Raw genomic sequence first — 23,378 nt, forward strand, 5'->3', positions numbered from 1 at the left:
TCCTGGCATGGTGCCGGCGAACCGGCGATCTCAGAAGCGTCAGGCGCCTTTCTTCGTGCGCCAGCTGTCGGCGTAGCTCTCGCGCGCCTGGCTTGCATAAGGGGTCGGCGAAACGCGCACGCGGATCTCCGTCTGCTTGTGCTTTTCGGTCGAAGTCTTGCCCGTGGTCTCGGGCTCGCCCCACAGCATCGTCAGCACGTCGCCTTCCTGGACGTCGGCATTGACGACGCCCAGCGAGAGCACGCAGCGCTCGTTCCAGGAATAGCCGTTGAACATCGACATGCCGACCATCTTGCCGTCGCGCATGACCATGTCGGCCGACGACGAGGCATAGTTCGGCTGCGGGAAGTCGATCCACTTGTAGGGCTCGCCCTTGTCGAAGGCCGAGGCGATGACCTTGAGCACATCGTCGCGGTTCCACTCGAAGGTGACCTTCTTGCGGTTGGTCTGGCCCTTCATTTTCTCGAGCGCCGCCTTGCCGACGAAGTCGTCCTTCTTCCAGCCGATATAGAAGTCGTAGCCGAGTTCGAACGGATTGACGTAGTAGTCCTCGATGTTGTCGGAAACGAAGCTGCCGCCGATCGCGCCGCTGGCCTCATAGCTGTCCGCTCCGAGCCATTCGCGATAGGCCTTGAGCATGCCGTCGCCGGTGTAGATGCCCGGCAGCGGAGACGGGATCCAGCCGGATTCCAGCGTGTTGGTCGAGTAGGCGCGGCTACCGCAGCGAACCAGATCGACGCCGGCTTCCTTGGCCGCTTCGAGGATGCACGACAGGATGTAGCTCTTGTCCTCGTAAGGACCCCAGATTTCGAGGCCTGGAGCACCGGACATGCCGTGGCGCAGCGCCTGCACCTTCTTGGAGCCGATATTGATCCAGTCGACGTGGAAGAACTTGATGTCCGGGATCGGGCCGCCGTTCATCTTCTCGAAGATCTTCGGCGCTTCCGGTCCCTGGATCTGGTAGCGGTAATGCGTGCGCAGGACGCGCTCGCCCTCGGGGCGGGACGGCGACCGGGGATCATGCTTGATGCGGACATTCCACTTGCCATAGGCGGCGCAGAACATCAGCCAGTTGGAGGTCGGCGCGCGGCCGACGAGGATGAACTTGTCCTCGCGCTCGCGGAAGATGATGTGATCGCCGATCACGTGCCCGGCAGGTGTAACCGGAACGAAGTGCTTGGCGCGGTTGAGGCCGAAATTCGAGAACGAATTGATGCCGTGATGGGAGAGGAACTTCTCCGCCTCGGGGCCCTCGACGATCAGCTCGTCCATGTGGTGGGACTGATCGAACAGCACCGCGGAATCACGCCAGGCGCGCTGCTCCTCGCGCCAGTTGGAAAATTCCGGCGCGACCACAGGGTATACATACATGCCTGTTTTTGAGTTGCGGAGCAGCTCAACGGGGTTACCGCTGCCCTGCAAAACGGCTTCCAGACTGGATTTTGTCACTATTCTTCCTCCCGGGTGGGTTCGTTGATGTATACAATCTCGCTCATACGGGCGACGAATGCAAGCGCGATATGCCGTCGCGCCATCTAATCCAGCGTCGGTAATGCGGGAGCGTCAGCTCGCCAGCAGAGCGAGGCCGGGCATCCGTGGGATGAGGCTGCGATCCTCGATCATGACGTAGTCGAGGTTTCGGCGCGCGCTTCGGGCGTGCTCCCTGGCGATCGCTTCCGCACGCGCGCCTTCCCGCGCGGCGATCGCAGCGACGAGTTCGCGATGCTGTTCCTGCGCGATGGTCAGCGACCGCCGAAAGGCGTCAATGTCGGCCTTGTCGGGGAGGAACGCCGACGGCGAGGCGAAGGGAAGCCGCGTCGCGCGATCTATCTCCCGCCGGATCGTCTCGCTGCCGGCCAGATCCGCAAGCTGCCGGTGAAACTTGGCGTTGAGCTCCGAGTAGCCGTCGAAGTCGACATCCTGCGGCGTGACGCCGAAACATTTGTCGAGCGCGGCAACCGTTGCGCGGATGCCTGTCAACGCCTCAGGGTCTGCGCCACGTTCGGCCGCCAGCCGTGCTGCGGTGCCTTCCAGCACCCCACGCAATTCGATCGCGTCGATGACATCGGCAAAACCGAAAGTGCGAACGATGAATCCTCCACCCCTTGCCCGGTCGAGCAGCCCCTCCTCCGCCAGGCGCGACATCGCTTCCCGGACCGGCGTGCGGGAGATGTTCAACGACTCCGCCATCGTCACTTCGAACAACCGCGTTCCGCCGGGGATTTCGCCGCTGACGATCTTCTCGCGCAGCTCGATGACCGCGCGCATCGCATGTGTCCTGCTGGAAGCCCGCTCCATACGTCCGACATCCTCCCGTGATCGGCATCCCAAGTATACATGTTTCGCTCCGATTACGCCATTCCGATGGGTATCGACGCCCGATCCAGCACCATGGGGCCGGAAAGCTGCGGCACTGAATACATTCCGGAATTGCCGGAAAGTTGATTGCCGTCATTTGGCCGCGAGCGTGCATCTGCCTCTTGGCGTGGCTGCAATCGATGTATACACTTTGCCTCAGGAGGCGCAGTTCCCGCGGATCGGTCGATCCATCAGGGGAGCGACTCGGCAACAAAGGGAGGATTTTGCATGTTGGGAAGAACAGCAGCCATTGCGGCGTTCGGACTGGGCTTGGCCTGGTCGACGAGCGCGCTTGCCCAGGAAACGGTTAAGATCGGCGTCATCCTGCCCTATTCGGGGCCGTTCGCCGATGCCGCAAATCAGCTTCAGGCCGGCATTGACCTCTATATCGCCAAGCATGGCGACGAGGTCGCCGGCAAGAAGATCGAGATCATCAAGAAGGATACTGGCGGCCCGGCGGCCGACGTCGCCCAGCGCATGGCGCAGGAACTCGTCGTGCGCGATGAGGTCGACATCATCGCAGGCTTTGCCCTGACGCCGGAAGCGCTTGGCGCGGCCCCCGTTGCCGACGAAGCGCAGAAACTGATGGTGGTGATGAACGCCGCCACCTCGGTGGTCACCGAGCAGTCGCCGTATATCGTGCGCACCTCGGTCACCATCCCGCAGCTCAACTATGCCTTCGGCAAGTGGGCGGTCGAGGAAGCCGGCATCAAGCAGGCCTATACGCTCGTATCGGATTACGGCCCGGGCCATGACGCCGAGAAGGCGTTCTCGTCGGGCTTCACCGAGGCGGGCGGCACGATCCTTGGATCGGATCGCACACCAGTCGCCAACCCCGACTTCTCCGCTTATGTGCAGCGCGTACGTGACGCCAACCCGGAGGCCGTCTACATCTTCGTGCCGGGCGGCGCACAGCCTGCCGCCATCGGCAAGGCGCTGGTGGATCGTGGCCTGGCACCGCCGGACACCAAGATCTTCGCGCAGGGCGAGCTCACCCACCCGGAAGCGCTGGAAAGCATGGGCGCGACGGCCAACGGCATCATCACCACCTTCCACTACACGCTGGAGCGTGACGATCCGTTGAACAAGGAATATGTCGACGCCTATCTCGCCGCCAACAATGGCCGCGCGCCGGACCTGTTCTCGATCGGCGGCTATGACGGCATGCACCTGATCTACGAGGCACTCAAGAAGACCAACGGCGACGCCTCGGGCGATGCCCTCGTCGAAGCCGCCAAGGGCATGTCGTGGGAAAGCCCGCGCGGACCGATGTCGATCGACCCCGAGACGCGCGACGTCGTGCAGACCGTCTACATCCGTGAAGTCCAGGATGTCGACGGCACGCTGCAGAACGTCATCATTCACGAGATCCCCGACGTGAAGGACCCGCTTCACTAGGAACCGGCAGGGGCGGCAGCGCCGCCCCTTCACCTTCGATCAGGCTTGGGGAACAGCGTTGCCCGGGCTTCTGAAGCCGCACCAACAGAGCAGGCGCGATCAGTCGCAATGAGCAGTATCGTCATCGTTCTCTTCGACGGATTTGCCTTCGGGATGCTGCTGTTCGTCCTGTCGGTCGGGCTTTCGGTCACGCTGGGGCTGATGAATTTCATCAATCTCGCCCATGGCGCTTTCGGCATGTTGGGCGGCTATGTCGCGGTGACCGTCATGCGGCAGCTCGGTTTTCCATTTCTCCTGGCGCTGCCGGCCGCCTTCCTCGCCGCAGCCTTGATCAGCATCGTTTTCGAGCGGACACTCTTTCGCAGGCTCTACGGCGCAACCGAGCTGAACCAGGTGTTGTTCACCATTGGCGTCGTGTTCGTCGCGGCTGCTGTCGCCACCTATGTCTTCGGCACCGTGCAGCAGGTGCTGCCGCTGCCGTCATGGCTGCGGGGTTCGGTGATGATCGCCGGCATGCCATTCGGAATCTACCGGATATTCCTGATCGTGGTCGCGCTGATCGTCACTGCCGTGCTGGTCTTCGGACTGGAGCGGACGCGGCTCGGCGCCCAGATTCGCGCGGCCGTCGACGACCAGCGCGTGGCACAGGGGCTGGGGCTTGATGTCAGCAGGATATTCGGCATCACCTTCGCGCTCGGCAGCGGACTGGCTGGACTGGGCGGCGCGCTTGCGGTGGAGATCGTCGGCCTCGATCCCTCCTTCGGTTTTCATTTCCTCGTCTACGTGCTGATCGTCGTGTCGGTGGGCGGCCTCGGCTCCATCACCGGTTCCTTCGTCGGTGCGGCACTTCTCGGCATCGGCGACGTGGCGGGCAAATATTTCGTGCCCGAGGCGGGATCGTTCCTGATCTACCTGCTGCTGGTGGCGATCTTGTTCGTGCGTCCTCTCGGCCTGTTCGGAAAGCGGTGAGCGGGATGAGCGACGTCACCATCGATCAAACCTCCGCGCGCGGCTGGCTCAAGCGGCAGAGCCGATGGAGCCCGTTCGAGATCGTTTTCTGGGCGGCGCTGCTGCTGCCGTTCTTCCTGTTTCCAACCTACCTGCCCCTGGCAAGCCAGGTGGCGATCGCGGCGCTCTTTGCGCTCTCCGTTGACCTCATCCTCGGCTATGCGGGCATCATCACGCTCGGCCATGCGATGTTCTTCGGGCTTGGCGCCTATGCTGCGGCCCTGCTCGGCCAGGCGGGTTGGGGCGAACCTTTGACGGGGCTGCTCCTCTCCGGCGCATTTGCGGGGCTGGTCGGCTATGCCGCGAGCTTCATCATCGTGCGCGTGCAACATCTGGCTCTGCTGATGATCACGCTCGGACTGGGGTTCCTGACGCTCGAGCTCGCCAACGCGATGAGCTGGCTGACCGGCGGTACCGACGGGCTCAGCATTCCCCGCACATGGCCGATATTCGGATATTTCCGGTTCGACCTGTGGGGCTACACGGCGTTCGGATATACGCTTGCGGTGCTCTTCATCTGCTTTCTCGCCAGCCGGAGGCTCGTCAACTCGTCGTTCGGACTGGCGTTGCGCGGGGTGCGCGAGAACATCAAGCGCATGCCGGCGATCGGTTCGGAATACCGCTCTCACCTGCAGAAGATTTACGTCATATCGGCGGCGATGGCGGGGCTCGCCGGCGCATTGCTCGTCCAGACCACCAGCACCGTGGCCCTCGACGTGCTCAGCTTCAACCGTTCAGCCGACGTCGTCGTGATGTTGATCCTCGGCGGCACGGGCCGGCTGTACGGCGCGATCGTCGGCTCGATCATCTTCCTCCTGGCGCGTGACCAGCTCTCCGGCATCAACCCGCAATACTGGTACTTCTGGATCGGCATCCTGCTGATGTTCGTGGTGCTTTTCATGCCCAAGGGCGTGCTGGGTTTCCTCGCGCGCATCACCGGCGGGCGTGATCGATGAGCGACACCAACGACGCAGTCCTGCGCACGGAGGCGCTAACCAAGAGCTTCGGCAAGCTCGAAGTGACGCAATCGGTGTCGCTGGCCCTGCCACGCGGTTGCCGCCATGCGCTGATCGGGCCCAATGGCGCGGGCAAGACCACCCTCATCAACCTGATGACGGGTCAACTGAAACCCGATTCCGGCCGCATTTTCCTTGAGGGCGACGACATCACCGGCAAGCCTGCCGCCGCCCGCGTTCGGCAGGGGCTGACGCGCACGTTCCAGATCAACACCCTGTTTCCGGAGCTCACGCCGCTCGAAGCAGTGACGCTGGCGGTGTGCGAACGCGAAGGCAAGACCGGCCAGTTCTGGCGCCCCCTCGCCTCGCATGATGACGCGATTGAGGAAAGCCTTGCGATCCTGTCGCAGCTCGGCCTCGCGGATGCCGCAACGCGCCGCACGCGGACACTGGCCTACGGCCAGCAGCGGCTTCTGGAGATCGCGCTCGCGCTTGCGACACGGCCGAAGGTTCTGCTGCTCGACGAGCCCGCAGCCGGCGTACCGAAGGACGAAAGCGCCGCCCTGTTCGAGGTGATCGCAGCACTCCCCGCCGACATCTCCGTGCTGTTCATCGAACACGACATGGACATCGTCTTCCGATTCGCAACGCGGATCATCGTGCTCGTCGCCGGTGGCGTGCTGCTGGAGGCCGAGCCGGACGTGGTGCGCAGCGATCCGCGCGTGCGCGAAGTCTATCTGGGCAAGGGCCATGACTGAACCGCTGCTCGAACTGCAGGACGTGCGCGCCGGCTATGGCGAAGCCGTGGTGCTGGATGGTGTGTCCCTCTCCCTGCCGGAGGGCGGCAGCCTGGCGCTTCTGGGCCGCAACGGCGTCGGCAAGACGACGCTGCTGCTGACAGTAATGGGATTCGTCGGATTGGCGCGCGGCGCGGTCCGGTTGAAGGGCCAGGATATCTCGCGGCTCCAGCCGCACAAGCGCGCGCGGCTCGGCATCGGCTGGGTGCCGCAGGAGCGCGACATCTTTCCGTCGCTGACGGTGGAAGAGAACCTGACGGTCGCGGCGAAGCCGGGACGGTGGGACGTGGATTCCGTCTACGGCCTGTTTCCGCGATTGAAGGAGCGGCGCGGCAACATGGGCAACCAGCTTTCCGGCGGCGAGCAGCAGATGCTCACCATCGCGCGAACGCTGATGACCAATCCTTCGGTGCTGCTCCTCGACGAACCGCTCGAAGGCCTCGCGCCGATCATCGTCGAGGAACTGACCGCCGCCGTGCGCAAGATGTCACAGGACGAAGGCATGGCCCTCGTGCTGGTCGAGCAGCATGCCGAAGTGGCGCTGCGGCTTACCCGGGACGCGGTGATCATCGAACGTGGCATGATCGCCCACCGCGCGCCCTCGGCGGACCTGCTGGACGACCAGGCAACGCTTGAGCGCTATCTCGGGCTCAAACTCGGTTAGGTCGGGCTGCTCCGAACCGAAGAGGTCCGCCACCTGAGTTAATATAAACCCGACGCAGGATATGCGTCGGGTCTGATGCGGTTTAGCATGCGCAACCGATATAGGGGGAGAACATTGCCCTGCCCCTAGCTTGCCTATAGCTGATACCAGATGCCGTCGGCGATCAGCGGCGCGATATTCTCGACGTTCTCCTCGCTTTCGGAGAAGACCGCGAGCAGCCAGTCATAGGTGGCGCCATTCTCCAGCGCCTCTTGCCAGAAGGCAAAGCCGTCGTCTTCGAATTCGCGACCGAGAATGTTCTCGTAAAGCAATTCGATGAAGCTCAGATTCTCCACCCCATTTCCATAGAGACTCTCGAACTCATCGGACTGGATGAATGATTGCGCGAGACCCAGCAGATCGATTTCTCCATCGTCAAGACGCTCGATCCAGAAGCCCAGGCCCGCCTCATCGGCCTCGCGACCGAAGGCCGCTTGGTAGAGGCGGAAGGCCAGGCCCGGTTCGGCCTCAACGTCGAGCGCCAGGACGCCGTCATCGAAGTGAAGGCGCTCGATCGACTGGAGAGTGTCTGCGGCTCCAGTGCCCTTGATGGTGAAACTGCCGTCCTCGTTGCGGGTGACCGTGAAATCCTCGCGAGAACCGGAGAGCGAGACTGCGTCGATGGCGTCATCCTCACCAACGAATGTCTCAGCCTCGTCCGTCGCCACAGCCTGCCCATCATCGTCGGTATGCACGATGTTTGGCTCAGGTTCCGGCTTGGGCTTAGGCTTCGAGCCACCGCCGCCGGTCGATGGTTTAGCTACGGTGAAGTTCAGGTCCGTTGCGCTGCTGATGCCTGCAAAAGCGTTGCCGTTGGCATCCTCAAGAACGCCCGACGCGATCTCGATATAATAATTGGCATCCGGCTTCAGATTGTCGGTTGGATTGATCGTGACCGTTTTGCCGTCGATCGTAACCTGACTTTCGCCAACAGCAATTGTCCGAGAATCGCTCGGATCATCTACATTGACAATGACGATATCTCCGCTGCCGGCGACCATGTCTTCGTCGAAGGTCAACACAATGTTGGCGTCGGCGGCAAATCCGGTTGCATCGTCTGCCGGCGTGTTGCTTACGAGCGTCGGCGCAGTGGTGTCTGGCGAAGGTGCGACCGACACAGCGGCGAACGCGTCCGAATCGAAGTAAAATGGTCCTCCACTGTTGTCCATGTACTCCAATTTGATGCCGTAAACGTCTTCAAAATTGAGTTCTAGTATTTGAGATGAAAACGCACTATTTACATCAACATTCTCAGTAAATAGACCAACCATACTACCTGTGGTATTTCCGTTTGAATCCAATCGCCATACAAAAATATAGTCGCTCGTATCTCCGGTATCCGCAACTACAAGAGACCCGATGTCGAACGGCGTATTTTCGTCAGACGTGATTGTGATATTATAATATGTAGCGGTTTGCTTGATGGCGGAGAAATACACCCCGCTGAAACCATTTATGTTTCCGTCGTTGTCCGCAACGGACCCTCCCTCAAACACCGTCACGTCAACTTCAGAAAGAGATTGAGTTGAGTCACCCAACTCAATGGAAATACTAACGTTAGTCGCCACGACTACCCCCGTCTACAACCTGCCCGAGCATGAGCACCGCAGTCGTAGGCGGAGTTTATGAAAGCGAAGTTACTGACTTAAGTGCTCTTGATTTACGCAACGGCAAGAACGTCCGCACGGCAACCAAGATATTAGGGAGTCGAACATTAGCTCTTCACGCTGCAAACCGCTCTGCGTCGGCGCCGTAATAGTTGATGTAGCGCGAGGAGATGGTTTCGACCGGCAGCACGATCAGCACGTCGGTGGTGCCGAAATCCAGGTCGACGACACAGCCGTCTCCTACCTTTGCGCCGAGCCGCAGATACCCCTTGATGAGCGGCGGCATGGCAGCCAGCGCGGCGCGGGCATTGATGGCTTCCACCGGCATCAGGTCCATCGGCTGGAAGCGCCGCGCGACGGCCGCGACATGCCAATCGCCGTCCGCGCGGCAGTTGTGGGCCAGGAACGACAAGGCTTCCGCATGCGCCGCCGGCACCGTTCCCGGGAATGAGGCACAGCCGGTCATCACACCGATGCCATGGTGGTTCACATAGGCCCAGATGCCTTGCCACAACAGCTCGATCGTCCGCTTGGAGCGGTATTGCGGCAGCACGCAGGAACGCCCCAGCTCGAGAAAGCTGAGATGTGGATGACGCGCGACCAGCGTCTCGAGGTCAAACTCGTCACTCGAATAGAAGCCGTCGGCGGCACGTGCGGACTCCTGCCGCAACAAGCGGTAGGTGCCGACGATGCGGGCATGGTCCGGCCCGTCTATCGTGCTGTCCAGCACCAGGAGATGATCACAGACGTCGTCGAAGCGGTCGGCATCGCGCCTGTCCTGCAGACCCGCCGCATGGGCGCGCGCGCCAAGTTCCTCGTGGAAGACGCGGTATCGTATCGCCTGGGCAGCCTCGACCTCGCCCGAATCACGCGCAAGGCGAACCTGCAAGGTGCCAATGCGCCCCAGAAGCCTGCCGTCCCGCAAGGCCGCCTCGACAGGGTGCCCGAGCGGGTGATTGAGAGGGGATTTTTCCATCATGACATCACGCATGACCGAATCTCCTTCCTGCGGCTATCAGTCCAGGTTCGATCTACGCCCGGACTGCAACAGGACTATGACCAGATTCGGATGGTAGAGCGTTTGGCGCCCGTAGGAAACGCCCCGGTTCCGCAAATCAGCCGCAAATATTGCCGGCTAATCACCGCGCTTCAAGCCGTGACTTGTCCCTCGACGGCCTCGATCATGCGTTGCGGATCGACAGGCTTGGTCAGGAAGCCGGTGGCGCCATGGGCAATCACGCCGTGGCGCGTCGTTTCCTGGCTGTCGGCTGAAAGCACGAGGATCGGAACCGGCGAAATGCCCTTGGCATCCTCATGCTTGCGGATGTGGGCGATCGCGTCGAGTCCGTCCATCACCGGCATATGCAGGTCCATGAGCACGACGTCGAAGCGATGCGCTCCGCCGCCAGCGGTAAGCGCTTCCACGGCCGCGCGGCCGTTGCGCACGACTTCGACCATGTGGCCGGCCTTCTCGAGCGTGGCGCGGGCGAGCAGCGCGTTGATCTCGTTGTCTTCGGCGACGAGGACGCTGAGACCAGAGTCGGACCCCTGTTGCGCCCCGATATCCGATGACATGCCGGTGAGCCCCGCCGTCGAAGGCGGCACCGACAGCAACACCCGCACAAGCGTTTCGCCGCGAACGGGTCGCGCGAGGAACGTGTTGTAGCCGACTGCACGGTATTCGGCGAGCTGGCCCCGATCGGTCGGCGCGATGAGCGTGATCGCCTCGGCGCCGTCGAAACCCGCGCTGCGCAAACGCTTGAGCACGCGTCCGTCGGCGCGCTCCAACCCGGCATCGACGAGAACGACGTCGAACTGCGCATCCGCGCGGGCGCGGAGCGCGGCGGCCTCCTCGACGGTGCAAGCCGTCGCCGCGATGCCACCATGAGCCGTGATGATATGTGCCAGCGCGTCGGCTTCGACGCTGTTGCTCGATATGATCATCGCATGGCGACCGGCGAGCGCGTCGGCAGCGCCGATCGACGAGTCCGCGGCGTCAATGGCGGGAATGCGCACGGTGAAGGCACTGCCCTTGCCGATGGCGCCTGCAACCGAAATCTCGCCATCCATGGCCTTGACGATGCGCCGCGAGATGGAGAGGCCCAGGCCCGCGCCGCCGTGGCGGCGGGTCGAGGTGCCGTCGGCCTGTTCGAATTCCTCGAAGATGCGCGCCCGGTCTTCTTCGCGAAGGCCGGGGCCGGTGTCGGTGACCGTGATGCGGATGGAACGGGCGCCGGGTTCCCCATCCATGTCGACGCCGACGATCACGCCGCCGGCTTCGGTGAACTTGACGGCGTTGCCGACGATGTTCAGCAACACCTGCCGCAGCCTGCCGGGATCTGCCGATACCAGTTCGGGAACCTGCGGCGCGATATGGCAGCCGAGCCCGATGGATTTCGCATAGGCGCGCGGCGCCAGCAGCTCGACGACATTCTCCACCAGTTCGCGCAGGCTTATCTGCTGCGGCTCGAGCTGGAAGCGGCCGACCTCGATCTTCGAGTAGTCGAGCAGGTCTTCGATCAACGCCAGCAGGGCTGATGCCGATGTCGACACCGCGGCGACGTAGGTCTGTTGCTCCGGCGTCAGCCGCGTATCGGCCAAAAGCTTGGCCATGCCCATGATGCCGTTCATCGGCGTGCGGATTTCGTGGCTGACGGTGGCAAGGAAGCGCGACTTGGCCTGGTTCGCCGATTCCGCGCGCTCGCGCGCGTTGATCAATGCCGTCTCGGCGTGTTTGCGCGCGGTGATGTCGCGCGCGACCGCGCGATGCGACACGGCATTGTTCTGCTTGTCGCGAACCGACAACTCGATCCACGAGAACCAGCGCACGCCGTCGCTGCCCCGCAGGGCGACATCCGTCGAGGACAGGCACTCACCGCTGGAGAAGGCACTGTCTGGCACGACGCCAATGTCGATGCCGAGTTCCGCCAGGCTCTTGCCCACCAGCTCATCCGGCGTGGCGCCGACCAGATCTGCCAGCACGCGATTGACGTAGACGATGCGGCCGGCACGATCCCGATGGACGACGACGTCGCCGAGCGCATTGATCAGCCCCTGGAAGCGCTCCTCGCTCTCTTCGAGCTCCCACATGCGATCGGCAAGGCGTTCGATCTCTTCACGGCTGCTACGCACGTTGTCCTCGAGCCGGGAGGTGAGCTGCCATTCCTTGCGCATGTCGCGCACCTGAAAGGCGAGAACCACCATGCTCATCGCCACAAGACCGCCGGTGACGAACAGGGATGACCCGGTGAGATACGCCACGCCCGCCAGCGCCAGCAGCGCGGCGACGAGAGCAGGACGCGCCAGCGGAACCCGCCAGCCAGACGTCAGATCGGGCGCGAGTGGAGGAGGCGCGCCGACATGCATACGCCGACGCGCAGCAGGCAGCGCGGCGTCGCGCCCTGCGCCGGCTTCTGCCGCCGTGTCGAAGTGATCGAGGTCCACCGTCATGACCGCACGGTAACAGCGAACGGTTAGGGAAGCTTTCGGCCTGTCGCTACAATTTTAGCAAGGCCGTGCCGTCAATCCCTACCCATGTCGACGACCAGGCGGCCGCGCACCTTGCCCTCGACGATGTCGTGGGCCGCGTTGATGATACCGGAGAACGGCATCACCGTGGACAGCGCGGTGAGCTTGTCGTGGTCGAGATCGCGGGTGATGCGACGCCAGGCTTCGAGCCTGATCTCCCGTGGCGCCATGACCGAATCGATGCCGAGCAGCGAGACGCCGCGCAGGATAAACGGGGCGACGCTGCCGGGAAGGTCCATGCCTCCCGCAAGGCCACAGGCGGCGACGGCGCCGCCATAGGCGGTCATTGACAGCACGTTGGCCAGCGTGTGGCTGCCGACGGTATCGACTGCGCCGGCCCACCGCTCCTTGCCGAGCGGGCGGCCCGGCTGCTCCAGTTCGGCGCGCTCGATGACTTCATTGGCACCAAGTTCGAGCAGGAAGTCGGCATGCGTCGGGCGCCCCGTGGAGGCAATGACGTGGTAGCCGAGCTTCGACAGGATCGAGATGGCCACCGATCCGACACCGCCGGCGGCGCCCGTGACGACGACGGGCCCGCGCTCCGGCGCAATGCCATGGCGTTCCAGCGCCATGACGCACAGCATCGCTGTGTAGCCGGCGGTGCCGACGGCCATCGCGTCGACCGGCGTCATCGACTGCGGCAAGGGCAACAGCCATTCTCCCTTGACCCGCGCGCGTCCCGCATAGGCGCCATGGTGGGTTTCGCCGACACCCCAGCCATTGAGGATGACGCGATCGCCTTCCTTCCAATCGGGATGTTGCGAGGTGACCACGGTTCCTGAGAGGTCGATGCCGGGAATAAGCGGCCAGCGCCGCACAACGGGCCCCGCACCGGTGATCGCCAGGCCGTCCTTGTAATTGACCGTGGTTGCTTCCACCGCGACGGTGACGTCGCCGTCCATCAGGTCGCCATCGCTCAACTCGACGACATCGACGGATTGTTTCTTGTCGTCGTCGCGCGAGACGAGGATTGCCTTGAACGTGTCGGTCATCGGTATCTCCCTGTCGGTTGGCAACGTCGTGCCGCAAGATTGCGGCTGGCCGGAGGCAAGGTCAATCGCGACGATCGGCCTCTTCCTCGCCGCGCCCGCGCCACCAGCCGAGGAATTCCTCGAAGATCACCAGCGCCGCGCCCATGGATATGAAGGCATCGGCGAGATTGAAGATGGCGAACGACCAGCCGGGCAGGTGGAAAAGCACATAGTCGACGACATAGCCGAGCCAGACCCGGTCGATCAGGTTGCCGATCGCCCCGCCGACGATCAGCGCGAAGCCCAGCCTGGCAAAGACCTGCCCAGGCTCCGTGCGGGCGGCGATCCACGAAACGAAGACGATGATGCCGATGGTGAGAACGGCCAGACCGACGCTGCCGATGTTGGAAAACATCGAAAATGCAATGCCGGTATTGTGTGCCCGATAAAGCGCCAGGAACGGCAGAACGTCGACCTGCTCATGCATGGCGAGGCGTGTTTCGACCGCGTACTTGATCGCCTGGTCGATCAGCACCGACAGCACCGCGATCACGCCGTAGACGGTCCAGCCCCTCACTGTTCTTCTCTCCCGACGCTCGGCAGCGCATGGCGGCGCATTTCATAAAGGGCAACGCCGGTGGCCACCGCAAGGTTCAGCGAGTCCGCGCGGCCGGCCTGCGGAATTCGGATCAGCGCGTCGCAGGCATCGGCAAGCGCGTCCGGCAGGCCCTGCTGCTCGTTTCCCATGACCAGCACGACGGCTCCGCGCGCATAGTCCACGGTGCGATAATCGACCGAGCCCTTGAGGTGGGTGCCGATGAAGCGCGCATCGGTCGTCTTGCGCCATGCCAGGAAGGCGTCGACGCCCGCCTTGGCGACCGGAACCGCAAAGACGGATCCCATGGTGGCACGTACGGTCTCGACCGAGAACGGATCGGTTGTATCGCCGACAAGGATGACACCCTTGGCGCCAACGGCGTCCACGGTGCGCAGGATCGTCCCCAGATTGCCGGGGTCCCGCACGCGATCGAGCGCCACCCAGAGGTCGCCATCCGCGGGCCTGATCTGCTTGAGGGTCGTCCAGCGCTGTTCGAACACGCCGAGCACCATCTGCGGATTATCGCGCCGGGTGATCGCGCCAAGCACTTTTTCCGACACTTCCAGAACCAGCGCGCCGGCAGCCACAGCGCGGGCCGCCACTTTCTCGACCGCCTGGTTGCCACGCTGCGACTTGCCGAAAACGAGGGTCCTGATTGTCCAGCCGAGATCGAGCGCGTCTATCACCAGCTTGAGTCCCTCGGCCATGAAGGCGTTCTGCTGGTCGCGGAACTTCTTCATCGCCAGCGCGCGGATGTCCTTGACGATCGGGTTGGTGAGGCTGGTGATCTCCTTCACCTGCCCGACGCGCCTGTTCTCACCGGTGCTCATTGCGCCACCCAGCGTGAATAGAGCGACGTGGACAGCGCCCGGCCCGCTGACTTCTCGCGGATGATCAGTTCGCCGGATTCGATGCGTCCGCCCATGCCGGCAAAGGTGTCACGCATCAGCGCGTGGATGGCGAAGAACGACGCGCGGATCGAATACGCCGTCAGCACCACCGCCAGCGGTTTTGGCGTCAGGATTTCTCGGCAGATGTCGGCCATGGCGGGCAGATGTTCGAAAAGCTGCCAGACCTCGCCCTTGGGACCGCGTCCATAGGCGGGCGGATCGAAGAGTATGATGTCATAGCGGCTGCCACGCCGCTCCTCCCGCTCGACGAACTTCATGGCATCCTCGCAGATCCAGCGGATCGGCTTATCGCCCAGCCTGGCAAGCTCCTGGTTCTCGCGGGCCCAGCCGATCGCCTTCTTCGAGGCGTCGACATGCGTCACCTCCGCACCGGCGCGCGCCGCCGCAAGCGAGGCAAGCCCGGTATATCCGAACAGGTTCAGCACCTTCACCGGGCGTCCGGCATCGCGGATCGTCTGCTCCATGTGACGCCAGTGTGAGCCCTGCTCGGGAAACACCCCGACATGGCGGAAGGAGGTGAAACGGCCGAGATAGTCGATGCCGTCATGCTTCATCGGCCAGGTCTCGCCCAGCGGCTGCCCGGGAAAGCGCCAGCGCCCGATGCCTTCCTCGTCGGTATCGCCGGTGAAGACGGCGTCGGCGTTCAACCACTCCTTTTCGGGCAGCGCAGGCTGCCAGATCGCCTGGCCCTCGGGCCGCTCGATGCGGTAGGGGCCGTATTGCTCGAGTTTGCGGCCATTGCCGGAATCGAGCAGCGCGTAGTCGACCGATGGCTCGACTTCGAGGATCAGCGGCAGATTCTCGGCCGGTAGCGCGCCCTGACGCCGCACCAGCACACGCGGCTCGGCAGCAGGGCCTGCCGGCGCATGGCGGGTCTGCGTTCGGTCGCGACGCTTGTCACGCGGGGCTTTCAAGACGATTGCTGGCTCCGTGGGATTGCGCCGCTTTTGACACAGGCGCGTTGCGAGCGCAACGCGCCGGGTCAGGCGCTAGGCTTCTGCAGCGCCGTGCCGGTCGGACCGGCAGGTCGAGCCTGCGCTGGGGCAGTTTCGACCGGGCGCTGCCTGGCGAGCTTGCGATAGCGTCCCTGCCGGAACCATGTCGCCATGCTGCCGATCACCAGCCCCAGCGCCAGCGCGGCAAAGAGATAAATGAACAGCGGCAAAGTCGTTGTGAGCCCGGGATTGCCGGGATTGAACGGGTCGAAGGTGAACGCGACCGGCGCACGGTTTGCGACCGCGAGCGCGATCAGCACGATAGCCAGCGGAATGAAGACCGCGACGGTCAAGACGCGATTCATCATGTCGAACTCCTGCGTCGCAAGGTGGGGTGAAGCATCACTTGTCGTCGGCGTTCAGGCGCTCGCGCAATTCCTTGCCGGTCTTGAAGAAGGGCACCCATTTCTCCTCGACCTCGACCGACTCGCCCGTGCGCGGGTTGCGCCCGATGCGCGCGGGACGATTCTTCACCGAGAAGGCACCGAACCCGCGCAATTCGACGCGATTTCCGGTTGCAAGCGCATCGGTGATCTCCTCGAAGATCGCGTTGACGATATTCTCGACGTCGCGCAGGAATAGATGCGGGTTGCGGTTGGCGATGCTCTGGACGAGCTCGGACTTGATCATCACACATGCTCCCTGCCGAAGGCCTTTTGTTATGCTTGTGTTTTTGCTTGTGTTTTCATTCCCCTAAAGCCCCGCTGGAAGGTTGCCAGAGCGACAGCAACCCGTCAAGGAAGATGCGGTCGGCGCCAATGGCGCGAGCTAGGTCCGGGCTGAGCGCGTCGATGCCGAGCAGCCTGGCAACGGCCTGTGCCAGCGACAACGAACCGAACATGCCATTGCTTTCGGCCTTCCACTCGATGACGGCCAGGTCAGCATCGACGCCCTTGGAGGCAAGCCATTCGATCGCCACCTCTTCGCCGCCCAGCCCATCGACCAGCTTGCGATCGAGCGCCTGACGCCCGGTGAAGATGGAACCGTCCGCCACCGCCAGTACTTCGGCACGGCTCAGCGGCCGCCGTTCCTCAACGAGCCCGACGAACCAGTCGTAGCTGTCCATGACGAGCGCGCGCAGCATGGCGCGTTCTTCTTCGGTCGTCGGCGTGAAGGGAGACGGTTCGGCTTTCAGCGGCGACGACTTCACGCCTTCCAGCCTGACGCCGATCTTGTCCATCAGCGCGGTAACGTCGGGAAACTGCACCAGAACGCCAATGGAGCCGACGATGGAAGACTGCCGCGCGACGATGTGGTCGGCCGCACTGGCGATCATGTAACCGGCGGACGCCGCCAGGGTGCCCACCTGCGCGACCACGGGCTTGTCAGCCGCGATCTTGCGCACCGCCTCGTAGATCGCCTCGCCGCCCGCCGTCGTTCCGCCCGGGGAATCGATCGTCAGGATCAGGCCCCGAACGCGCGGTGATTCCGCGATCCGTTCGAGGCGATCGAGAAGTTCCTCGTCCTCGGTGATCGTGCCTTCTATGCGGACCTTGGCGATGTGGTCGGCCGCACCGCCGCCAAAGGGCCCGCCCATCGCCCAAGAGGCTGCCGCAGCAACTGCCAGCACGACCACCAGCAGCGCAACCACGCGCCAGAAGGTGAGCTTGCGCCGCAATCGCCTGCGGTCGATGATGTCGTCAGCTCGGTTCGTCATGGCGCGCCTCTCTCGTGGTCCGCCCCCAATTTCGTTCAGCCTTTTAGTCCAGACGATGGGGCGGTTGGAAGGGGGCGCGTGGCGCGGCACTGTGTCCGCCTGCGACCAATTCCAAGGCCTGGCACCTGCCCGGCGCTCACGGGGCCTGTTCCTTTATCCAAAAATTACCATATTGGAGTGTAAATCGCAGTGCCATCGTCCAGTAACGATTGATCGAAACCAGCGACGATGGCGTATTTGGCCGGCTTGCCATCTGGCGTGAAGACCGGTTTCGCAGCATAAGAGGCGGATGACTCGATTGGCAGCCCACAGCCTTGCGGATAATCGGAAGATCGGACAGGTCCCGGCGGACCCATCCGGGTCTGGCCGCGCGGATGCCGCCTTCAGGAGCGCCCACCGGCACTCGACGCGCGTGCGCGTGCTAAAATTCATGCTGCCGCTGGCCGCGCTGCTCATCGTTTGCGGCTTCATTGCACGCTCCTGGCTTTCCGTGCCAGACGGGGTTTCGGTCAATCTGGCCGGGACCGCGATCGAAAACGGGCGCCTGGTGATGTCCGACCCGAAACTCGACGGTTTCACCCGTGAGAACCGCGCCTATACGATGACCGCTGTGAAGGCTATCCAGGATATCGGTGATGCCAGCAGGATCGACCTCGAAGGCATCAAGGCCAAACTTCCTTTCAACGAAGCCAACTGGCTGACTGTCGATGCGGCGACCGGGCTCTACGACCGCGACGCCGACACGCTGAACCTGGGCAAGGCGATCTCGGTGTTCACCGACAATGGCGTCAAGGCAAACCTGACGTCGGCAACCGTCGACATCGGCTCTGGGCATATCACGAGCAACGAGCCCGTCGACATCGCGCTCGACGGAGCAAGGCTCGCCGCCGATTCCATGACGATCAAGGACAATGGCGCGGTCGTGATCTTCGAACGCCGCGTGCGCATGGAGATCGATCCGAAGCGCATGCAGACCGCCGCAAACGAGGGGAATTCGACAAATGAGAATTGATTCCCCCCGCCTGGCATTGGCCGCCATGGCCCTGGCGCTGCTGTCATTGGCGCCGGTTGCGGCCCAGGAAGGCTCGCGCATGACCGGCCTGAAGCTCGATGGAGACCAGCCCATCCAGATCGAGAGCGACCAGCTCGAAGTTCGCGAAGCCGACAGCGTTGCCGTCTTCACCGGCAACGTCTCCGTCGTCCAGGGCCCGACACTGATGCGCTCGGGCAAGATGACGGTGTTTTATGCCAACAATGGCGGTTCGGCGACGACCGGCTCCGCCGACATCGACAGGCTCGAGGTCGAGGGCAAGGTCTATGTCCGCTCGCAGAACCAGGTCGCGACCGGCGAACGCGGAAGCTTCGACATGAAGACGGAAACGCTCGTGCTGACCGGCAGCGAGGTCGTTCTGTCGGAAGGCGACAATGTCGTGGTCGGCTGCAAGCTGACGGTGCGCATGGCGACGGGCCAGGCGCAGCTCGACGGCTGCGGCGGCACCTCCACCGGCGGCGGACGTGTGCGAATGCTGCTCAAGCCGGGATCGCAGGACAGATAGTGCCAGCGCCAGCTTTTCTGAAAAGGCTCGTCGGCCGCGACGGCGCCTCCGCGCCGGTTGCGCGTGCCGATCGCGAGCGCTTCAAGGGCACGATGATCGCGCGCGGGCTGACCAAGAGCTACAAGGGTCGCCAGGTCGTCAGCGGCGTGTCGTTCGGCGTGCGCGCGGGTGAGGCGGTCGGCCTTCTCGGCCCCAATGGCGCCGGCAAGACGACTTGCTTCTACATGGTCACCGGCCTCGTCCCGGTCGATCAGGGTTCCATCGAAATCGACGGCTACGACGTCACCGGCATGCCGATGTACCGTCGCGCCCGGCTCGGCATCGGCTATCTGCCACAGGAAGCGTCGATCTTTCGCGGGCTGTCGGTGGAGAACAACATCCGCGCCATCCTCGAAGTGGTCGAGAAAAGCCGCAAGGCGCGAGAACGCCGGCTGGACGAGCTGCTGGAGGAATTCCACATCGCGCATCTGCGCAAGTCGGCGGCGATCGCGCTTTCCGGCGGCGAGCGGCGGCGGCTTGAGATCGCCCGTGCGCTGGCGTCCAATCCGGCCTTCATGCTGCTCGACGAACCGTTCGCGGGCGTCGACCCCATTGCCGTGGCCGACATCCAGCAACTCGTGCGCCACCTCACCGCGCGCGGCATCGGCGTGCTGATCACGGACCACAATGTGCGTGAGACGCTCGGCATGGTGGAGCGCGCCTACATCATCCATGCCGGCCAGGTTCTGACCCATGGACTGCCGTCGGAGATCGTCGTCAACCCCGATGTGCGACGCCTCTATCTCGGCGAGCAATTTACGCTTTAGGCACCATGAAGGCGCTTTACGTGTCTGGTGCAGGCCAAATTGGCCCGAATCTTGGCTGCCGCCTCTCCAGATTAACGATTTTTACCCCTGCCGTGCTTGACAAGCAAAAGCCGGGCCAGTTTGATCCCGGCCGAGGATAGGGGCTTGTCACGGTCGCCCGGCGCTGCGCCGCGAGACCGAGATGGCCCGGGTGGGAGAGGTATGGCCACGTCCCGGATGGGGGCGCCGGCCAGGGGGTAGAGTTCGCTTATGGCACTCAGCGCCAAACTGCAGTTGCGTCAGTCGCAGTCGCTGGTGATGACACCCCAGTTGATGCAGTCGATCCGATTGCTTCAGCTCACCCATGTCGAGCTCGAACGTTTCATCGAGGACGAAATCGAGAAGAACCCCCTGCTCGAACGGGCGGAATCCCAAGGCGAGGACGGACCGGAACCCGAAGCCGCCATTCATGGCGACGAGGCACCAGGATCGCGGCTGGAGGGCATGTTCGAGGCTGGCGACACCAGCGCGGCGACGATGTCGGAGCGTCTCGACACCTCGATGGAGAATGTTTTCCCGGACGACCCCGGCACCGCTGACCGGCTCGGTCCGGACCTCGCCTCCCAATGGAAGTCGGCGGCGAACCAGGGGGGAAGCGGCGAGGGTTTCGACCTCGAAGACATCGTCTCGGCGTGTATCACGCTTTCCGATCACGTCACCGAGCAGGTCGCCTTCGGCGTCCGCGACCCCGATGACCGGGCGATCGCGCGGGTGCTGGCCGAGACACTCGACGAGACGGGTTACATGCGCGGCGATACGGCGGAAATCGCCGATCGGCTCGGCGTGCCGGAGGAGCGGATCACCGAAGTGCTTGCCGTCTGCCAGACCTTCGATCCGCCCGGCCTTTTTGCGCGCGACCTCGCGGAATGCCTTTCGCTGCAGCTTCAGGCGCGCGATCGCTTCGATCCGGCGATGCAGGCGATGATCGCAAACCTCGAGCTGCTGGCGCGGCGTGACTTCGCCCAACTGCGCCGGCTGTGCCGCGTCGATGACGAGGACCTGCTCGAAATGATGGCTGAAATCCGTACCCTCGACCCGCGCCCGGGTCTGGCCTTCACCGCAGGGACGGCCGACACCATCGTGCCCGACGTGATCGTCAGGGCCGCGGGTGACGGAAGCTGGGCGATCGAGCTGAACCCCGATGCGCTCCCGCGCGTTCTCGTCAACCAGGACTACTTCACCACCGTTTCCAAGCACACGGCGAACCAGTCCGAGAAAGACTTCCTCGCCGAGTGCCTGCAGAGCGCCAACTGGCTGACCCGCAGCCTCGACCAGCGGGCACGCACGATCCTCAAGGTGGCCGGAGAGATCGTGCGCCAGCAGGACGCGTTCCTGCTTCATGGGATACGGCAGTTGCGGCCGCTCAACCTGCGCATGGTCGCCGAGGCGATCGGCATGCATGAATCGACGGTCAGCCGCGTCACGGCCAACAAATACATGATGACGCCGCGCGGCGTGTTCGAACTGCGCTATTTCTTCTCCGTGGCGATCGCATCGGCGGAGGGCGGTGATGCGCATTCATCCGAAGCGGTGCGCGACCGTATCCGCGAGCTCATCGAAGCGGAGAAGCCGCTCGACGTCCTGTCAGACGACGCCATTGTGGATATCCTGAGGAGAACCGGCATCGACATCGCCCGCCGGACGGTTGCCAAGTACCGGGAAGGCATGAACATTCCGTCGTCCGTGCAGCGCCGGCGCGAGAAGCGTGCGATGGCCGGGGCTGGCGCCTGACGTGGTATGGGCAAGCCTAGCGCGACACGGCCTGGGCAGCCTTCATTGACAATCGAGAGGGAAGTGACTAGAAGCCCGCCCGCAAGTGGTGGGCCGCTGACGGACGCCATCCAACGAAGGTCTCAGATGGCGCGGGTGCTCGAAGAACAGAGTGCCGAGCCGACGCCGCAACCGCCAAAAACCTTGTGCGCACGTGCCACGGGTATAAACTCTGAATCATCAGAAATCCGTAGAGAGAAGGCCAGTTTCATATGAGTCTGCGAATCTCGGGAAAGCACATGGAAATCGGCGATGCGTTCCGGTCCAAGATCGAAGGGCGCATCGGCGATGCCGTCGGCAAATATTTCGATGGCGGTTTCGGCGGGCATGTCACGGTCGAGAAGTCGGGTTCCCGCTTCACGGCCGACTGTATGGTCCACCTCGACACCGGCACCGCGCTGCAGGCGACCGGCCAGGCCCAGGATCCGCAATTCGCCTTCGATGCCGCCGCCGAGCGCATCGAGAAGCGGCTTAGACGCTACAAGCGACGTCTGAAATCGCACACGCCTGTGAATGCTGCGGAGCCGATCGACCTCGACTACCGGGTGATGTCGCCGGTGGACGACGACGATGAGGACGTTCCGGACGACTTTGCCCCGGCGATCGTAGCGGAGTCGACCGTGGCCCTGCAGACGATGTCGGTCGCCTCGGCGGTGATTCAACTGGACATGAAGGACAACCCGGTGTTCGTCTTCCGCAATGCCGGCAACGATCATGTCAACATCGTCTATCGCCGGGCGGACGGCAATATCGGCTGGATCGACACGTCGTCAGCCAAGGCCGGAAAGGCCTAGCCGCCACACTTCTCAACCGGGCCGCGGGCGGGGGAACGCAACGCGGCGGACCGGCGGAGCAAAAGGATGTCATCATGGATCTCAGTGATCTGATCGAGGTTTCGGCAGTGATGCCGGCCTTGAAAGCCAATTCCAAGAAGCAACTGCTGCAATTGCTGGCGGAGAAGGCGGCGGCGGTAACCGGGCTCCCGGAGCGAGAGGTATTCGACACCATCCTGCAGCGTGAGCGGCTCGGTTCCACCGGGGTAGGCAATGGAATTGCGATTCCGCACGGCAAGCTTCCCGGCATTCCGCGCATCACCGGCATTTTCGCGCGGCTAGAATCTCCCGTCGACTTTGAAGCGCTGGACGACCAGCCGGTCGACCTCGTTTTCCTGCTGCTGGCGCCAGAGGGTGCCGGCGCCGACCACCTGAAGGCACTGTCGCGGATCGCGCGGGTGTTGCGCGACCCCGAGATCGTTGCAAAGATCAGAGGAACCAAGGACGCAGCAGCGATCCATACGTTCCTCGCCCAGTCACCTGCGTCCAACGCGGCATGAGCCCGTTCGGCGGCCCTTTCAAGGGCCGCCTCGGCGCGTTATAAAGTTGCCATCAGTGAAGGCTGACAGGCGTCAGATCGTTCTGGAGCGCTCCCGCCACCGCCGTATCGCGTGCATCGGTCAGCATGATCGGGCGACCATTGGCTGCAAACACGGCCCACAGGCGTGTTCCCGGCTCGATGTCCGGCATGCCGGGGAATTTTCCGCGCAGTTCCTCGCTGTCGATCTCCTTGAGATAGGCGAGCGAGCCTTCGCCCAGATGGGCCAGTTCCGCGTCCGTGAGGACATTCTTTTCTTCAATCGCAGTCATGTCAGCCTCCTACGCTTTAGCGGGGCGTCTACTTGACCAACCCGCAGCAGAGCCATTCGGTTCCGATACAAGCCGGA

24 protein-coding genes are annotated in these 23,378 nt (G+C 63.4%); 11 read left to right on the plus strand and 13 right to left on the minus strand.

Annotated features, from left to right (window positions below):
* Positions 1-39 precede the first annotated feature (39 nt).
* Complete coding sequence (locus tag AAFN84_RS10970; RefSeq protein WP_347514588.1) at positions 40-1,449, minus strand: aminomethyltransferase family protein; 1,410 nt, start codon at positions 1,447-1,449, stop codon at positions 40-42.
* A gap of 114 nt (positions 1,450-1,563) precedes the next feature.
* Positions 1,564-2,268, minus strand: coding sequence for a GntR family transcriptional regulator (locus tag AAFN84_RS10975; RefSeq protein ID WP_347514589.1), 705 nt, complete (start codon positions 2,266-2,268; stop codon positions 1,564-1,566).
* A gap of 318 nt (positions 2,269-2,586) precedes the next feature.
* Between AAFN84_RS10975 and AAFN84_RS10980 the strand changes: the two genes are divergently transcribed.
* From AAFN84_RS10980 to AAFN84_RS11000, 5 genes are all read left to right on the plus strand, one after another.
* Positions 2,587-3,756 carry an ABC transporter substrate-binding protein gene (locus AAFN84_RS10980; RefSeq protein ID WP_347514590.1) on the plus strand — a complete coding sequence of 390 codons (1,170 nt, stop codon included), beginning with the start codon at positions 2,587-2,589 and terminating at the stop codon, positions 3,754-3,756.
* Positions 3,757-3,873: 117 nt separating this feature from the next.
* Positions 3,874-4,725, plus strand: a complete 852-nt coding sequence (locus AAFN84_RS10985) for a branched-chain amino acid ABC transporter permease (protein ID WP_347515109.1) — start codon at positions 3,874-3,876, stop codon at positions 4,723-4,725.
* 5 nt (positions 4,726-4,730) lie between these two features.
* The gene (locus AAFN84_RS10990; protein ID WP_347514591.1) at positions 4,731-5,720 is read left to right on the plus strand and encodes a branched-chain amino acid ABC transporter permease; all 990 of its coding nucleotides are present in this window, start codon (positions 4,731-4,733) and stop codon (positions 5,718-5,720) included.
* On the plus strand, positions 5,717-6,478 hold the full coding sequence (locus AAFN84_RS10995) for an ABC transporter ATP-binding protein (RefSeq protein WP_347514592.1): 762 nt from the start codon (positions 5,717-5,719) through the stop codon (positions 6,476-6,478). The genes AAFN84_RS10990 and AAFN84_RS10995 overlap by 4 nt, the downstream gene beginning before the upstream one ends.
* Complete coding sequence (locus AAFN84_RS11000; protein WP_347514593.1) at positions 6,471-7,181, plus strand: ABC transporter ATP-binding protein; 711 nt, start codon at positions 6,471-6,473, stop codon at positions 7,179-7,181. The genes AAFN84_RS10995 and AAFN84_RS11000 overlap by 8 nt, the downstream gene beginning before the upstream one ends.
* A gap of 134 nt (positions 7,182-7,315) precedes the next feature.
* Here AAFN84_RS11000 and AAFN84_RS11005 read toward each other — a convergent pair whose 3' ends face one another.
* From AAFN84_RS11005 to sppA, 10 genes are all read right to left on the minus strand, one after another.
* Complete coding sequence (locus tag AAFN84_RS11005; protein WP_347514594.1) at positions 7,316-8,788, minus strand: DUF4214 domain-containing protein; 1,473 nt, start codon at positions 8,786-8,788, stop codon at positions 7,316-7,318.
* A gap of 154 nt (positions 8,789-8,942) precedes the next feature.
* Positions 8,943-9,818 carry a GNAT family N-acetyltransferase gene (locus tag AAFN84_RS11010; protein WP_347514595.1) on the minus strand — a complete coding sequence of 292 codons (876 nt, stop codon included), beginning with the start codon at positions 9,816-9,818 and terminating at the stop codon, positions 8,943-8,945.
* Between the two features lie 158 nt (positions 9,819-9,976).
* A complete protein-coding gene (locus AAFN84_RS11015; protein WP_347514596.1) occupies positions 9,977-12,277 on the minus strand; it encodes a response regulator in 2,301 nt (766 codons plus the stop codon).
* A 71-nt stretch (positions 12,278-12,348) separates the two neighbouring features.
* A complete protein-coding gene (locus tag AAFN84_RS11020) occupies positions 12,349-13,347 on the minus strand; it encodes an MDR family oxidoreductase (RefSeq protein WP_347514597.1) in 999 nt (332 codons plus the stop codon).
* Between the two features lie 61 nt (positions 13,348-13,408).
* Positions 13,409-13,903, minus strand: coding sequence for a signal peptidase II (gene lspA / locus AAFN84_RS11025; RefSeq protein ID WP_347514598.1), 495 nt, complete (start codon positions 13,901-13,903; stop codon positions 13,409-13,411).
* The gene (locus AAFN84_RS11030) at positions 13,900-14,754 is read right to left on the minus strand and encodes an RNA methyltransferase (RefSeq protein WP_347514599.1); all 855 of its coding nucleotides are present in this window, start codon (positions 14,752-14,754) and stop codon (positions 13,900-13,902) included. Before AAFN84_RS11030 ends, lspA begins: the two co-directional genes overlap by 4 nt.
* Positions 14,751-15,749 carry a class I SAM-dependent methyltransferase gene (locus AAFN84_RS11035; RefSeq protein ID WP_347514600.1) on the minus strand — a complete coding sequence of 333 codons (999 nt, stop codon included), beginning with the start codon at positions 15,747-15,749 and terminating at the stop codon, positions 14,751-14,753. The genes AAFN84_RS11030 and AAFN84_RS11035 overlap by 4 nt, the downstream gene beginning before the upstream one ends.
* A 68-nt stretch (positions 15,750-15,817) precedes the next feature.
* Positions 15,818-16,138 (minus strand): LapA family protein, encoded by a 321-nt coding sequence (locus tag AAFN84_RS11040; RefSeq protein ID WP_347514601.1) that lies wholly within the window; start codon positions 16,136-16,138, stop codon positions 15,818-15,820.
* A 34-nt stretch (positions 16,139-16,172) separates the two neighbouring features.
* Positions 16,173-16,460: an integration host factor subunit beta gene (locus AAFN84_RS11045; protein WP_347514602.1), complete on the minus strand. Its 288-nt coding sequence runs from the start codon at positions 16,458-16,460 to the stop codon at positions 16,173-16,175.
* Between the two features lie 55 nt (positions 16,461-16,515).
* Entirely contained in the window at positions 16,516-17,487 is a 972-nt protein-coding gene (gene sppA / locus AAFN84_RS11050; protein WP_347514603.1) for a signal peptide peptidase SppA, read from the minus strand.
* A 418-nt stretch (positions 17,488-17,905) separates the two neighbouring features.
* On the opposite strand from sppA, the gene AAFN84_RS11055 reads away from it, so the two are divergent.
* The 6 genes from AAFN84_RS11055 (at position 17,906) to ptsN (ending at position 22,991) form a co-directional block, all read left to right on the plus strand.
* Positions 17,906-18,499 (plus strand): LPS export ABC transporter periplasmic protein LptC, encoded by a 594-nt coding sequence (locus tag AAFN84_RS11055; RefSeq protein ID WP_347514604.1) that lies wholly within the window; start codon positions 17,906-17,908, stop codon positions 18,497-18,499.
* Positions 18,489-19,043 carry an LptA/OstA family protein gene (locus tag AAFN84_RS11060; RefSeq protein WP_347514605.1) on the plus strand — a complete coding sequence of 185 codons (555 nt, stop codon included), beginning with the start codon at positions 18,489-18,491 and terminating at the stop codon, positions 19,041-19,043. Before AAFN84_RS11055 ends, AAFN84_RS11060 begins: the two co-directional genes overlap by 11 nt.
* Positions 19,044-19,135: 92 nt before the next feature.
* Positions 19,136-19,849 (plus strand): LPS export ABC transporter ATP-binding protein, encoded by a 714-nt coding sequence (lptB, locus tag AAFN84_RS11065; RefSeq protein WP_347515110.1) that lies wholly within the window; start codon positions 19,136-19,138, stop codon positions 19,847-19,849.
* Positions 19,850-20,098: 249 nt separating this feature from the next.
* Complete coding sequence (rpoN, locus tag AAFN84_RS11070) at positions 20,099-21,619, plus strand: RNA polymerase factor sigma-54 (protein ID WP_347514606.1); 1,521 nt, start codon at positions 20,099-20,101, stop codon at positions 21,617-21,619.
* Positions 21,620-21,870: 251 nt separating this feature from the next.
* A complete protein-coding gene (gene raiA / locus AAFN84_RS11075; RefSeq protein WP_347514607.1) occupies positions 21,871-22,452 on the plus strand; it encodes a ribosome-associated translation inhibitor RaiA in 582 nt (193 codons plus the stop codon).
* A gap of 74 nt (positions 22,453-22,526) precedes the next feature.
* The gene (gene ptsN, locus AAFN84_RS11080) at positions 22,527-22,991 is read left to right on the plus strand and encodes a PTS IIA-like nitrogen regulatory protein PtsN (RefSeq protein ID WP_347514608.1); all 465 of its coding nucleotides are present in this window, start codon (positions 22,527-22,529) and stop codon (positions 22,989-22,991) included.
* Between the two features lie 52 nt (positions 22,992-23,043).
* Here ptsN and AAFN84_RS11085 read toward each other — a convergent pair whose 3' ends face one another.
* Complete coding sequence (locus AAFN84_RS11085; RefSeq protein WP_347514609.1) at positions 23,044-23,301, minus strand: DUF1150 family protein; 258 nt, start codon at positions 23,299-23,301, stop codon at positions 23,044-23,046.
* Positions 23,302-23,378: the final 77 nt, after the last annotated feature.

This window comes from Mesorhizobium sp. CAU 1741 (assembly GCF_039839275.1).
GTDB lineage: Bacteria > Pseudomonadota > Alphaproteobacteria > Rhizobiales > Rhizobiaceae > Aerobium.

What these genes read in the sequence shown, in the direction of transcription:
- AAFN84_RS11060 (WP_347514605.1), top strand. Translation starts at nt 18,489, where the DNA reads ATGAGAATTGATTCCCCCCGCCTGGCATTGGCCGCCATGGCCCTGGCG.
- AAFN84_RS11045 (WP_347514602.1), bottom strand. Translation starts at nt 16,460, where the DNA reads ATGATCAAGTCCGAGCTCGTCCAGAGCATCGCCAACCGCAACCCGCAT.
- AAFN84_RS11085 (WP_347514609.1), bottom strand. Translation starts at nt 23,301, where the DNA reads ATGACTGCGATTGAAGAAAAGAATGTCCTCACGGACGCGGAACTGGCC.
- AAFN84_RS10990 (WP_347514591.1), top strand. Translation starts at nt 4,731, where the DNA reads ATGAGCGACGTCACCATCGATCAAACCTCCGCGCGCGGCTGGCTCAAG.
- AAFN84_RS11020 (WP_347514597.1), bottom strand. Translation starts at nt 13,347, where the DNA reads ATGACCGACACGTTCAAGGCAATCCTCGTCTCGCGCGACGACGACAAG.
- ptsN (WP_347514608.1), top strand. Translation starts at nt 22,527, where the DNA reads ATGGATCTCAGTGATCTGATCGAGGTTTCGGCAGTGATGCCGGCCTTG.
- AAFN84_RS10995 (WP_347514592.1), top strand. Translation starts at nt 5,717, where the DNA reads ATGAGCGACACCAACGACGCAGTCCTGCGCACGGAGGCGCTAACCAAG.
- raiA (WP_347514607.1), top strand. Translation starts at nt 21,871, where the DNA reads ATGAGTCTGCGAATCTCGGGAAAGCACATGGAAATCGGCGATGCGTTC.
- sppA (WP_347514603.1), bottom strand. Translation starts at nt 17,487, where the DNA reads ATGACGAACCGAGCTGACGACATCATCGACCGCAGGCGATTGCGGCGC.
- AAFN84_RS10980 (WP_347514590.1), top strand. Translation starts at nt 2,587, where the DNA reads ATGTTGGGAAGAACAGCAGCCATTGCGGCGTTCGGACTGGGCTTGGCC.
- AAFN84_RS11010 (WP_347514595.1), bottom strand. Translation starts at nt 9,818, where the DNA reads ATGCGTGATGTCATGATGGAAAAATCCCCTCTCAATCACCCGCTCGGG.
- AAFN84_RS11015 (WP_347514596.1), bottom strand. Translation starts at nt 12,277, where the DNA reads ATGACGGTGGACCTCGATCACTTCGACACGGCGGCAGAAGCCGGCGCA.
- AAFN84_RS11000 (WP_347514593.1), top strand. Translation starts at nt 6,471, where the DNA reads ATGACTGAACCGCTGCTCGAACTGCAGGACGTGCGCGCCGGCTATGGC.
- lptB (WP_347515110.1), top strand. Translation starts at nt 19,136, where the DNA reads ATGATCGCGCGCGGGCTGACCAAGAGCTACAAGGGTCGCCAGGTCGTC.
- AAFN84_RS11030 (WP_347514599.1), bottom strand. Translation starts at nt 14,754, where the DNA reads ATGAGCACCGGTGAGAACAGGCGCGTCGGGCAGGTGAAGGAGATCACC.
- rpoN (WP_347514606.1), top strand. Translation starts at nt 20,099, where the DNA reads ATGGCACTCAGCGCCAAACTGCAGTTGCGTCAGTCGCAGTCGCTGGTG.
- AAFN84_RS10975 (WP_347514589.1), bottom strand. Translation starts at nt 2,268, where the DNA reads ATGCGCGCGGTCATCGAGCTGCGCGAGAAGATCGTCAGCGGCGAAATC.
- AAFN84_RS11040 (WP_347514601.1), bottom strand. Translation starts at nt 16,138, where the DNA reads ATGATGAATCGCGTCTTGACCGTCGCGGTCTTCATTCCGCTGGCTATC.